Below are 12,071 nucleotides of genomic sequence, written 5' to 3' on the forward strand. Positions count from 1 at the left end.
CCGGGCAGGGTGGCGGGGTCGGCGGGGCCCTGCGGGCTGGTCGCGGCCACGCCATGGTCGGCCGCACGCGCGTGCAGGTCCAGGGTGGCGGCGGCTTTGGCCTGGGGGTCTGTCAGGCACAGGGCCTCGAGGGCACGTTGGCGAAGGTCCATCCCTACAATTCTAGGATTCGGCCCCGCTGACAAAAAAGGAGACCTGGATGGCGCTTTACGAACTCGATGGCATTTCTCCCCGCACCGCGCCGTCGGCGTGGGTGGCGGACAGTGCCGAAGTCATCGGCCACGTCGTGCTGGGCGAGTCGTCCAGCATCTGGTTCGGGGCCGTGCTGCGCGGCGACAACGAGCCGATCACCATCGGCGCCGGCACCAATGTGCAGGACGGCAGCGTGTTGCACTCCGACCCCGGCCAGCCGCTGGTGCTGGGCGAGCGCGTTACGATCGGCCACAAGGTCATGCTGCATGGCTGCACGGTGGGCGACGAATCGCTCATCGGCATCGGCGCGGTAGTGCTTAACGGTGCGAAGATCGGCAGGCATTGCCTCGTCGGCGCCGGCGCGCTGGTGACGGAGGGCAAGGAGTTTCCCGATGGCTCCATGATCATCGGCAGTCCCGCGAAGGCGGTGCGCCAGCTCTCGCCCGAGCAGATCGAGGGCCTGCGCCGGAATGCGCAGACCTACATCGACAACGCCCAGCGCTTTCGCGCCGGGTTGCGCAAGCTGGCTTGAGCGGCGCCAACATTTCAGGAAAACCAGGGTGTCTGAACTCCACAAGTTTCTTTTCGATGGCCTGCCCGTGCGCGGCATGATCGTGCGCCTCACCGACGCCTGGACCGAGATCCTCGCGCGGCGCGCCGGCAACACCACCTCCGGCGCCTATCCGCCGCCCGTGCGCGAGCTATTGGGCGAGATGGCCGCGGCCGGCGTGCTGATGCAGTCCAACATCAAGTTCAACGGGGCGCTGGTGCTGCAGGTCTTCGGCGACGGCCCCGTCAAGCTGGCGGTGGCCGAGGTGCAGTCGGACCTCAGCCTGCGCGCCACGGCCTCGGTGAACGGCGAAGTGCCGGACGGTGCCCGCCTGAGCGACATGGTGAACGTGGGCGGCGGCGGGCGCTGCGCCATCACGCTCGATCCGAAGGACCGCCTGCCGGGCCGGCAGCCTTACCAGGGCGTGGTGCCGCTGCATGGCGACCACCACGAGAAGATCGAAAAGCTCAGCGACGTGCTGCAGCACTACATGCTGCAGTCCGAACAGCTGGACACCACGCTGGTGCTGGCCGCCGATGACCAGGTGGCCGCCGGCCTGCTCATCCAGCGCATGCCGATCAAGGGCGAGGGCAACCTCGCCGGCGAACTGACCCACCGCGAGAACGAGGACCAGATCGGCCACAACGAGGACTACAACCGCATCGCCACCCTGGCCGCCAGCCTGACGCGCGACGAACTGCTGGGCCTGGACGTGGACACCATCCTGCGCCGCCTGTTCTGGGAAGAGAAACTGCTGCGCTTCGTCCCCCAGCAGGGCGTGGACGGCCCGCGGTTCGCCTGCACCTGCAGCCGCGAGCGCGTCAGCAACATGCTGCGCAGCCTGGGGGTGGAAGAGGCCGAGAGCATCCTCGCCGAGCGCGGCGACATCGAGGTGGCCTGCGAGTTCTGCGGCCAGCAGTACCGCTACGACGCGGTGGATGCGGCGCAGATCTTCACCGAGCCCGGCAAGCAATTGCCGGGGCCATCCAGCGTTCAGTAGCCGCCGGCGGCAAGGCCCGCGGGTCCCGCATCAGCCGCGCAGCGCCGTGAACAGCTTGTGCTCGCACTCGGGGTCGCTGCACTTCTCGCACGACCATGCACGAAGGCGGGCAGGCCGTGCCGGCGCTTCTTGATCAAAAACTGTGGGTGCCGGCGGATCATATGCCTTGGGTGCTATTTTTTTAATAGCATCCAGGACCGCCCGCAGCCGCTCGTTCTCGCTGCCGTACAGCACGCGATAGGCCACACCGGCCTCGGAAAGCGCCCCGCGCAGGCAGGCATCGAACCGCTCCTGCCCGCAGGGCTGCGGTGTCTGGCCCGAGGCTTTCGAAGGCGTCGCGCCATCCAGTCCGCCGAGCAGCGTGGCTCGGCACGTTGCCGCATGGGTCGCCGCCAGCGCTGCCAGCGCCTGCTGCGCCGCATCTTGCAAGGGGCCCACCGGCGCCTGCAGGCAGCGCGACACGGCCGCATGCAGCGCCGGGCAGGCATCGACCAAGACATGCCCCGGCTGCAGGTGCCGTGCCACCGCGCGCGCCAAAGCCTCCAGCCCGGTGCCGGGGGCGCCCAGCAGGGCGATGCGGACCGGATCGGCGGCCAAGGGACTCGGGGGGCGGTGGGAATGAACGCTGCAGAGGCCCCGTCCGCTCAGCGGTGGGTCACCTGCACGTAGATCTCGTTGGGCTTGACCATGCCCAGTTCGTTGCGCGCCTTTTCCTCGACCATGTCCAGGCCTTCGCGCAGGTCGTGCACTTCGGAGGTGAGGCGTTCGTTGGCCTGGCGGGCCTCGGCATTGGCCTGCTTTTGCGCAGCGATCTTTTCCTTCATTTCCTGCACGTGGTGGACGCTGCCGCGGCCGGACCACAGCTGCGCCTGCACCCCCACGAGGAGGAGGAGCAGCACCAGCGGAACGATGCGGGGACTCATGGCGGTCAGATCAGGCGGCAGGAAAGGGATCGGTCACCGCCCGTGGCACAGCCCTCACAGAAGGAGGGAGGACCGTGCCACGGCGGTGGGTTCAGGTCAGCGCAGGTTGTAGAACGCAGCGCGGCCGGGGTAGTGGGCGATGTCGCCCAGGTCTTCCTCGATGCGCAGCAGTTGGTTGTACTTGGCGATGCGGTCCGAGCGCGACAGCGAGCCCGTCTTGATCTGGCCCGCGTTGGTGCCCACGGCGATGTCGGCGATGGTGCTGTCCTCGGTTTCGCCCGAACGGTGCGAGATCACGGCCGTGTAGCCGGCGCGCTTGGCCATCTCGATGGCGGCGAAGGTTTCGGTCAGCGTGCCGATCTGGTTGATCTTGATGAGGATCGAGTTGGCGATGCGCTTGTCGATGCCTTCCTTCAGGATCTTGGTGTTGGTGACGAACAGGTCGTCGCCCACCAGCTGCACCTTCTCGCCCAGGCGTTCGGTCAGGTGCTTCCAGCCGTCCCAGTCGCCTTCGGCCATGCCGTCTTCGATGGAGATGATGGGGTACTTGTCCACCCACGCGGCGAGCATGTCGGTCCATTGCTGGGCCGTCAGGCGGATGCCGCCTTCGCCTTCCAGCACGTAGTGGCCGTCCTTGTAGAACTCGCTGGCTGCGCAGTCCAGGGCCAGGGCGATCTGTTCGCCGGCGGTGTAGCCGGCGGCGTCGATGGCCTGCAGAATGAGCTGGATCGCGGCTTCGTGGTTCTCGACGCTGGGGGCGAAACCGCCCTCGTCGCCCACGGCGGTGCTCATGCCGCGGTCGTTGATGATCTTCTTGAGGGCATGGAACACCTCGGCGCCCCAGCGCACGGCTTCGCGGAAGCTCGGCGCACCCACGGGGACGATCATGAATTCCTGCAGATCCAGGCTGTTGTTGGCATGCGCGCCGCCGTTGATGACGTTCATCATCGGCACGGGCAACTGGATGCCGCCCATGCCGCCCAGGTAGCGGTACAGGGGCAGGCCGGACTCTTCGGCAGCGGCGCGGGCCACGGCCATGGAGACCGCCAGCATGGCGTTCGCGCCCAGGCGGCTCTTGTTGTCGGTGCCGTCCAGGTCGATCAGGGTCTTGTCCAGGAAGGCCTGCTCGGAGGCGTCCAGGCCCAGCACGGCCTCGGAAATCTCGGTGTTGATGTGCTCCACGGCCTTGAGCACGCCCTTGCCCAGGTAGCGGCCCTTGTCGCCGTCGCGCAGCTCGATGGCCTCGCGGCTGCCGGTGGACGCGCCCGAGGGCACGGCCGCGCGGCCCATCACGCCCGATTCCAGCAGCACGTCGCATTCGACGGTGGGGTTGCCGCGACTGTCCAGCACTTCGCGACCTACGATATCAACGATGGCACTCATTCAGGATTCTCCGGTTGATGATTAATTCTGGCTCAAAGCGCCGCCCCAACAGCATTGGAGGCGTGCTTCTCATATGGATGGCGTTATCTTCAAAGCGATGCAACGGAGCTTAGCAGGTAGGCGGCCGTCAGAATGACTGCGGGCAGACCCAGTACTAAACCCACAGTGATAACCAAAGCCTGGGGCCAAGCATTCACTCTTTGAATCAATGCAGAAGGGCGAATGGCCAGCAACGGAATTGAAACAATGGTGCAGACCAGAAAAAGCGTGGAAAACAATCCAACGCGCTCTGAAGTGGTCAGCAGTGTGAAGTTGGAGACAAAGAATAAAAACAAAAATACCAGCAGCCAGCAAGTTAATTCGATCGCATGGCGGATATTGATTGATTCGGTAGCAGTATTTTTTTTAAAAAAGCGAAAAAGCAAAAAAGAGATGCTCAGTGCCAGTGGTGGCAGTGCAATCAATGAAAATGCTGCGGAAAAACCGCTGAGACTCCCAATGGCGATGTAAGCCACCGGAGTCAGCAGAAGACCGAGAATAAGGCAGGCACAAGCAAAAGCCGATACCTTATTGTTTTTGAATAAATTATTCGGCAGCGATTTCATATTCTTTGACGGTGGCAGCGCGGGTCACCAACGGGAAATAGCCGAACTGATGCTGAAGCTGCCACCAAGCCGTAATGCCGACCGACGCCGGCGAAGCGATGATCGAATCTGAAGCCGCTCCATATTCCCTGAGATCATCGTCGTCCAGGCCGAAGATGTCGTAGAAAACGAAATTCAGGGTCAGCCAGTATTTCTTGGCATTGCTGTCGTAATGGTAGTGGGTCGCGATGACATAAACGTACTGCACCCCGTTGATCATCAATCCCAGTCCGTTATTGAAATCCCGAGTCGAAAAGACCTTGCTTCCCAAGTTCAAGGCGGGAACGCCCAGGTTGGTCGGCATATGGAGCCTTTTGATGTCCCACTGCGCGTTCTTCAGCGATTGATGAAGGCGTACTTGGCCGGTGGTCCGGTTGGGTGAGTTGGGTGCGGAAACGACTGCATTGCAGAACGAATTGACATTGGGGTGGTTGCCCACTGCCGTATTGAGTCGCTCGTCATCGAAGTACTCCACAGCGGTCCTGCGGGTGTTCAGGAAATCATCAAACAGACGCCTGGCCATGCCCGTCTTGTCGCCGGCTGCAAAGATACCGAGCAATTTCAGCATCTTGGGGGCCAGTTCGCTGGGACTGTCTCCCACGCTCTGGCCTCTGGGGGCGCGGAAGCGGCAGCCAGAGGTGATGTCCTGACCATACCGTGGCGGGCTCATCGCCGGAATGTAGGTGTTGTCAGCAAAAGCGTGCTGAGGCGTCAGGTAATTGTCTTTCGCGATAGCGACCACCATGGGTGGATGAAGCGCGACCTTCAATTCACACGCCTTCCACGCACACCATGCGCATGACGGCCGCGCCTTCGCGGGCCGCCTTGGCCTTCTGGTACTCGGGCGTGTCGTAGAACGCGCGGGCCGCCTCGAAGCTCGGGAACTTCAGCAGCACGGTGCGGCCGGGGTTCCAGTCGCCTTCGAGCACCTCGACTTTGCCGCCGCGGATGCAGACCTCGGCGCCATGCACCTGCATGGCGTGGGTGCTCCACTTCTTGTACTCCTCGTACTGCGTCGGGTTGGTGACGGTGACGGATGCGATGACGTAACCACTGCTCATGGCTCAGGCTCCAAAGTTGTTTTCGAGGAATCCGTTGCGCTTGGTGATGGTGTCCAGCGCCACCAGCGTTTCCAGCAGCGCCTTCATGTGCTTGAGCGGCACGGCGTTGGGGCCGTCCGACAGGGCCTTGGCCGGATCGGGGTGCGTTTCCATGAAGAGGCCCGCCACGCCCACGGCGACGGCGGCGCGGGCCAGCACCGGGACCATCTCACGCTGGCCGCCGCTGCTGGTGCCCTGGCCGCCCGGCAGCTGCACCGAGTGGGTGGCGTCGAACACGACCGGCGCCCCGGTCTCGCGCATGATGGCCAGGCCGCGCATGTCGGACACGAGGTTGTTGTAGCCGAAGCTCGCACCCCGCTCGCAGGCCATGAAGCTGTCCTCGGGCAGGCCGGCTTCCAGCGCGGCGGCGCGGGCCTTGTCGATCACGTTCTTCATGTCGTGCGGTGCGAGGAACTGGCCCTTCTTGATGTTCACCGGCTTGCCCGACTGCGCCACCGCGCGGATGAAGTCGGTCTGGCGGCACAGGAAGGCGGGCGTCTGCAGCACATCGACCACCTTGGCGGCCTCGGTGATGTCGTCCTCGGTGTGCACGTCGGTCAGCACGGGCACGTCCAGGTCGCGCCGGATCTTGGCCAGGATCTCCAGGCCCTTCTCGCGGCCGGGGCCGCGAAAGCTGGTGCCCGAAGACCGGTTGGCCTTGTCGAAGCTGCTCTTGAAGATGAACGGAATGCCCAGCGCCGCCGCCGTCTCCTTGAGCTGGCCGGCCACGTCCATCTGCAGTTGCTCGGACTCGATCACGCAGGGGCCCGCGATGAGGAAGAAGCGGTGTTCCAGGCCGACGTCGAAGCCGCAGAGTTTCATGGCAGGGGTTCTTTCTTTTCTCGTCGTTGCTTCGGAAGAAGGCTTTCAGGCCGCCGCGAGGGCTGGCTGCTGGCTCTTTTGGCGCTCCACGGCCGCCTTGATGAAGGCGTTGAAGAGCGGGTGGCCGTTCCACGGCGTCGATTTGAATTCGGGGTGGAACTGCACGCCGATGTACCAGGGATGCACGCTCTTGGGCAGCTCGACGATCTCGGTGAGCTGCTCGCGCTGTGTGAGCGCCGAGATCACCAGGCCCGCCTTGCGCAGCTGGTCGAGGTAGTTCACGTTGGCTTCGTAGCGGTGGCGGTGGCGCTCGGTGACGATGTTGCCGTAGATCTCGTGCGCCAGCGTGCCGGACGCCACGTCCGAGCTCTGCGCGCCCAGGCGCATGGTGCCGCCCAGGTCGGAGTTCTCGTTGCGCGTCTTGATCGTGCCGTCGGCGTCCTTCCACTCGGTGATCAGGGCGATCACGGGGTGGGGCGTGGCAGGCTCGAACTCGGTGCTGTTGGCGTCCTTGAGACCGGCCACGTGGCGCGCGTATTCGATGGTGGCGACCTGCATTCCCAGGCAGATGCCCAGATAGGGCACCTGGTGCTCGCGGGCATAGCGGGCCGTGCTGATCTTGCCTTCCACGCCCCGCGCGCCGAAGCCGCCGGGCACCAGGATGGCATCGTACTTGGCGAGTTTTTCGGCCGCGTCGGCCGCGCCGATGGTCTCGGAATCGATGTGCTCGATCTTCACGCGCACATGGTTCTTCATGCCGGCGTGGCGCAGCGCCTCGTTCACCGACTTGTAGCTGTCGGACAGGTCCACGTACTTGCCCACCATGGCGATGGTGACCTCGCCCTGTGGATGCTCGGTCTCGTAGACGAGCTGGTCCCAGCGCTTGAGGGTCGTGGGCGGCGTGTTCAGGCGAAGCTTGTCGCAGATCAGGCCGTCCAGGCCCTGTTCGTGCAGCATGCGCGGCACCTTGTAGATGGTGTCCACGTCCCACATGCTGATCACGCCCCACTCGGGCACGTTGGTGAACAGCGAAATCTTGCCGCGCTCTTCCTCGGGAATGCGGCGGTCGGCGCGGCACAGCAACGCATCGGGCTGGATGCCGATCTTGCGCAGCTCCTGCACGGTGTGCTGGGTCGGCTTGGTCTTGAGCTCGCCCGCGGCGGCGATCCACGGCAGGTAGGTCAGGTGCACGAAGGCGGCGTTGTTGGGGCCGAGCTTGAGGCTCAGCTGGCGCACCGCTTCCAGGAAGGGCAGGGACTCGATGTCGCCCACCGTGCCGCCGATCTCGACGATGGCCACGTCCACCGCGTCGCCCGTGCCCACGCCGGCGCCGCGCTTGATGTATTCCTGGATTTCGTTGGTGACGTGCGGAATGACCTGCACGGTCTTGCCGAGGTAGTCGCCGCGCCGTTCCTTCTCCAGCACGCTCTGGTAGATGCGGCCCGTGGTGAAGTTGTTGGTCTTTTTCATGCGCGTTTCGATGAAACGCTCATAGTGGCCGAGATCGAGGTCGGTTTCGGCGCCGTCGTCGGTGACGAAGACCTCGCCGTGCTGGAACGGGGACATGGTGCCCGGGTCCACGTTGATGTACGGGTCGAGCTTGATGAGGGTGACTTTGAGGCCCCGCGATTCGAGGATCGCGGCAAGGGAGGCTGAGGCGATTCCCTTGCCCAGGGAAGACACCACACCGCCGGTGACGAAGACAAATTTGGTCATGTCTTTTTTGGTGGTGGGAAATCGGGATTATAGAGGGCGGCCATCAAGGCCCCGGCCAGCGCTTTGCAAGCCCGCAGGCTCCGTCTGCTAAATTGCGCGCCATGAACGAGCTCGCCGGCAAACACATTCTCCTGGGACTCTCCGGCGGCATCGCCTGCTACAAATCGGCCGAATTCGCCCGCCTGCTCATCAAGGCCGGGGCCACCGTGCAGGTCGTGATGACCGAGGCGGCCGCGCAGTTCATGACCCCCGTCACGATGCAGGCGCTGACGGGGCGCACGGTGTACCACTCGCAGTGGGACGCGCGCGAGCCCAACAACATGCCGCACATCAACCTGGGCCGCGAGGCCGACGCGATCGTCATCGCGCCGTGCAGCGCGGACTTCATCGCGCGCCTGGCGCAGGGGCGCTCCGACGAACTGCTGAGCCTGACCTGCCTGGCCCGGCCCATCGACCGCGTGCCGCTGCTGCTCGCCCCCGCCATGAACCGCGAGATGTGGGCGCACCCGGCCACGCAGCGCAACCTGGCGCAGGTCGCGCGCGACGGCGCCGTGGTGCTGGCCGTGGGCAACGGCGACCAGGCCTGCGGCGAGACCGGTGACGGCCGCATGCTGGAGCCGGCCGAACTGCTGGAGGAACTGACGGCGTTCTTCGCGCCCAAGGTGCTGGCCGGCCAGCACGTGCTGGTGACGGCGGGCCCTACGTTCGAGGCCATCGACCCGGTGCGCGGCATCACCAACCGCTCCAGCGGCAAGATGGGCTTTTCCATCGCCCGCGCCGCGCGCGAGGCCGGCGCGCAAGTCACGCTGGTGGCGGGGCCGGTACACCTGCCCACACCGCGCGGCGTGCGCCGCGTGGACGTGCAATCGGCACAAAACATGCTCGATGCCGTAGTGGAATATGCCTCGGATGCTACTGTTTTTGTAGCAACCGCTGCCGTGGCCGACTGGCGCCCTGCGCAGGCAGCCCGCCACAAGATCAAGAAGGACGGCTCCGGCGAGGTGCCTGCGCTGGCGTTCGTGGAGAACACGGACATCCTGGCCCAGGTCGCGAAATCCGAGCGCGCGCTCTCGGGGCAATTGTTCTGCGTCGGCTTTGCGGCCGAGAGCGAAGACCTGCTGCGCCACGCCAGCGCCAAGCGCGAGCGCAAGGGCGTGCCGCTGCTGGTGGGCAACATCGGCCCAGCCACCTTCGGGCAGGACGACAACGCGCTGCTGCTGATCGATGCCCAGGGGCACCGCGAACTGCCGCGCGCTTCCAAGCGCGAGCTGGCCCGCCAGTTGGTGGCCGAGATCGCCCGGCGCATTGCGGGCGCCGCCTGACATCCCGTCCGAAACCGATCCAACCCGTGCAGCATCCCTTGCGCCCCGAATGGGACACGCCGCCCGACGGCGATTTCGCAAGCTACGTGGAGCGGCTCAGCCGGATGCAGCATCCGGCCCATTCGTTGGCGCCCGGTGAGGAGCCTGGCCACTACGGCGCCCGCCCGACTGTCGTTGGTACGGCTGCGAAAGGCGCAGCCTTGAAGGCGCCCGTCCGCGATGCGGTGACGCGTCAGGCCTCTCTGACGATGCCGGGCGCCCAAGGGCTCCGGCTGTTGCGCCTGGCACGGGCGGTGCTGCTCCTGCTGGTGCTGGCGAAGGCGGTGGCGTGGCTGGCTTTCGCCTGGGGTTCGCTGTTCGGCGTCGTATCGCTCGGCCTGCTGTGGTGGGGCCTGGGCGCGGCCGGGCGCCTGCTGTCCGGCGGCCCGCCATCATCGCCCGGTACCGACCGCGCCGCAGCGCTGCAAACCGTGCTGGAGGCGCTGCGCCAGGCGGCGCGCCAGCCCCCGAATTCCCGTTTTCCCAAGAAGTGAATTGAACCTGTGAAGATCGACGTCAAGATTCTCGACCCCCGCATGGCAGCGCAGCTGCCTTCCTACGCCACATCGGGCAGCGCAGGCCTCGACCTGCGTGCCTGCCTGGACGAGCCGCTCACGCTGCAGCCCAACGCCTGGCAACTGGTACCCACCGGGATCGCCATCTATCTGAAAGACCCCGGGTATGCCGCGCTGATCCTGCCGCGCTCGGGCCTGGGGCACAAGCATGGCATCGTGCTGGGCAATCTCGTGGGGCTGATCGACAGCGACTACCAGGGCCAGCTCATGGTCAGCGCCTGGAACCGCAGCAACACGGCGTTCACCCTCGAGCCCATGGAGCGGCTGGCCCAACTGGTCATCGTGCCGGTGGTGCAGGCGCAGTTCAACGTGGTCAGCGATTTTCCCGCCACGCAGCGCGGCGAAGGCGGCTACGGCTCGACGGGCCAGGCCTGAACGGCCTGCCGCGCCATCTGTTTCCGATCTTTTGTAGGCCGGCGCCGACATGGCTGCCGGTATCTGTCTTGCCTGACGGGCCGCGATTGCCCGTCGGGTTCCGGGGTGGGCTGCATGGTGCAATCCGCTTCACGTCAAAGGCTTTGAAGGCCTGCGCATCGCTCTGAAGGAGAACTCTCATGTCCCGTTTCATCCGCTCCGCCACCCTGGCAGGTTCCGTCGCCCTGGTGACCCTGCTCTCGGCCTGCGCCCAGCAACCGCGCTATTCCAACAACTACCCCGCCCAGCCCCAGCCGGGCTATTCCTCCTACCCCGCTGCGCAGAACCAGAACGGCACCGAGTTCGGCGTGGTCTCCAACATCGAAACCCTGCATGCGCGCAACCGCGGCACCAGCGGCGCGGGTGCCGTGCTGGGCGCGGTGGCCGGCGGCGTGCTGGGCAACCAGGTGGGCAAGGGCAGCGGCCGCGCCGCAGCCACCGTGCTGGGTGCGGTGGGCGGCGGTGTGGTGGGTAACCAGATCGAAGGCCGCACCGGCAACAACAACGACGGCCAGGCCGAGGGCTACCGCCTGACGATCCAGCTGGATCAGGGCGGCCAGCGCGTCTATGACGTGACCACGCCAGGCGACCTGCGTACCGGCGACCGCGTGCGCCTGTATGGCGGCCAGATCTCGCGCATCTGACCTCCCATGCTCTCGTCGCCTGCCGCGCACGCGTGGCAGGCAACCCATGCAAAACGGGCCCCTCGGGGCGTTTTGCATGGGTCGATGAATCGGTCAGTGAAGGGTGGGTGCGTCCGCCGCGGGCGGCTGGATGCGGAAGAAGCCGGTGCCGGCCGAGCCGCGGCCGATCTCTTCCTCGGTGGCCTCGCGCACGCTTTGCACCGTGAGGTGCAGGCGCAGCGCGATGCCTGCCAACGGGTGGTTGCCGTCGAGCACGATGTGCTCCGGATAGATCTGGGCCACGGTGTACAGCACGTCGCGCGGGGCCGCCGGGTTGGTGCCCTGCGGCAGCGCGCTGCCTTCGACCGTCATGCCTTCTTCCAGATCGGCGGGAAAGAGGTTGCGCGGTTCGAGGAACAGCAGCTGGTCCTGGTAGTCGCCGAAGGCTTCCTCCGGCTCCAGGTGCAGCGACAGCGACGTGCCCGCGGCATGGCCCTGCAGGGCCTCTTCGATGCGCGCGAGCAGATCGTCGCCGCCGACGAGAAACTCCACCGGCTCATCGAGCACGTCCAGTTCCTCGCCCAGGGTGTCTTTCAGGATCCAGGTCAAAGCGACCACACATTGTTGGTTGATTTCCATAGGAGAATTGTCGCAGTTCGACCCTCGTCCGCGCACGCGGCATCAATTCCCCATGGATGTTCAACAACCTCTGGCGCTGCTGGGCGGGCTCACGCCGGCGCAGTTCATGCGCCGCCACTGGCAGAAAAA

Annotated in this window: 15 protein-coding genes; 6 read left to right on the forward strand and 9 right to left on the reverse strand. The window is 65.6% G+C overall.

The genetic code is table 11. The annotated features are described in order from the left end of the window. Positions 1-199: 199 nt before the first annotated feature. Positions 200-724 (forward strand): gamma carbonic anhydrase family protein, encoded by a 525-nt coding sequence (locus AC27IO_RS14455; RefSeq protein WP_272568047.1) that lies wholly within the window; start codon positions 200-202, stop codon positions 722-724. Positions 725-752: 28 nt separating this feature from the next. Further along, positions 753-1,742, forward strand: a complete 990-nt coding sequence (gene hslO / locus AC27IO_RS14460; RefSeq protein ID WP_272568048.1) for an Hsp33 family molecular chaperone HslO — start codon at positions 753-755, stop codon at positions 1,740-1,742. Positions 1,743-1,772: 30 nt separating this feature from the next. Here the strand turns inward: hslO and AC27IO_RS14465 are convergent, their stop codons facing one another. From AC27IO_RS14465 to pyrG, 8 genes are all read right to left on the reverse strand, one after another. Then, entirely contained in the window at positions 1,773-2,339 is a 567-nt protein-coding gene (locus AC27IO_RS14465) for a hypothetical protein (RefSeq protein WP_498739347.1), read from the reverse strand. 47 nt (positions 2,340-2,386) lie between these two features. Next, positions 2,387-2,665, reverse strand: coding sequence for a septum formation initiator family protein (locus tag AC27IO_RS14470; protein WP_272551727.1), 279 nt, complete (start codon positions 2,663-2,665; stop codon positions 2,387-2,389). A 96-nt stretch (positions 2,666-2,761) separates the two neighbouring features. Further along, entirely contained in the window at positions 2,762-4,048 is a 1,287-nt protein-coding gene (eno, locus tag AC27IO_RS14475) for a phosphopyruvate hydratase (protein WP_272568051.1), read from the reverse strand. Between the two features lie 89 nt (positions 4,049-4,137). Continuing rightward, complete coding sequence (locus AC27IO_RS14480) at positions 4,138-4,653, reverse strand: hypothetical protein (RefSeq protein ID WP_498739350.1); 516 nt, start codon at positions 4,651-4,653, stop codon at positions 4,138-4,140. Beyond that, entirely contained in the window at positions 4,634-5,437 is an 804-nt protein-coding gene (locus AC27IO_RS14485) for a hypothetical protein (protein ID WP_498739352.1), read from the reverse strand. The genes AC27IO_RS14480 and AC27IO_RS14485 overlap by 20 nt, the downstream gene beginning before the upstream one ends. 25 nt (positions 5,438-5,462) lie before the next feature. Then, positions 5,463-5,753, reverse strand: a complete 291-nt coding sequence (locus AC27IO_RS14490) for a DUF1330 domain-containing protein (RefSeq protein ID WP_272568055.1) — start codon at positions 5,751-5,753, stop codon at positions 5,463-5,465. 3 nt (positions 5,754-5,756) lie between these two features. Next, positions 5,757-6,614 carry a 3-deoxy-8-phosphooctulonate synthase gene (gene kdsA / locus AC27IO_RS14495; protein ID WP_272568056.1) on the reverse strand — a complete coding sequence of 286 codons (858 nt, stop codon included), beginning with the start codon at positions 6,612-6,614 and terminating at the stop codon, positions 5,757-5,759. 45 nt (positions 6,615-6,659) lie between these two features. Next, positions 6,660-8,330 (reverse strand): CTP synthase, encoded by a 1,671-nt coding sequence (gene pyrG, locus AC27IO_RS14500; RefSeq protein ID WP_272568057.1) that lies wholly within the window; start codon positions 8,328-8,330, stop codon positions 6,660-6,662. A gap of 101 nt (positions 8,331-8,431) precedes the next feature. Between pyrG and coaBC the strand changes: the two genes are divergently transcribed. The 4 genes from coaBC (at position 8,432) to AC27IO_RS14520 (ending at position 11,324) form a co-directional block, all read left to right on the forward strand. Beyond that, entirely contained in the window at positions 8,432-9,652 is a 1,221-nt protein-coding gene (gene coaBC, locus AC27IO_RS14505; RefSeq protein WP_498739356.1) for a bifunctional phosphopantothenoylcysteine decarboxylase/phosphopantothenate--cysteine ligase CoaBC, read from the forward strand. 26 nt (positions 9,653-9,678) lie between these two features. Beyond that, positions 9,679-10,185: a hypothetical protein gene (locus tag AC27IO_RS14510; protein ID WP_498739359.1), complete on the forward strand. Its 507-nt coding sequence runs from the start codon at positions 9,679-9,681 to the stop codon at positions 10,183-10,185. 9 nt (positions 10,186-10,194) lie between these two features. After that, positions 10,195-10,641, forward strand: coding sequence for a dUTP diphosphatase (gene dut / locus AC27IO_RS14515; RefSeq protein WP_317359496.1), 447 nt, complete (start codon positions 10,195-10,197; stop codon positions 10,639-10,641). 179 nt (positions 10,642-10,820) lie between these two features. After that, positions 10,821-11,324 (forward strand): outer membrane lipoprotein, encoded by a 504-nt coding sequence (locus AC27IO_RS14520; RefSeq protein WP_498739360.1) that lies wholly within the window; start codon positions 10,821-10,823, stop codon positions 11,322-11,324. 93 nt (positions 11,325-11,417) lie between these two features. On the opposite strand, the gene AC27IO_RS14525 is transcribed toward AC27IO_RS14520, so the two are convergent. Continuing rightward, a complete protein-coding gene (locus tag AC27IO_RS14525; RefSeq protein ID WP_272568063.1) occupies positions 11,418-11,942 on the reverse strand; it encodes an FKBP-type peptidyl-prolyl cis-trans isomerase in 525 nt (174 codons plus the stop codon). Between the last annotated feature and the right edge of the window lie 129 nt (positions 11,943-12,071).

This window comes from Acidovorax sp. KNOB132 (assembly GCF_057541515.1).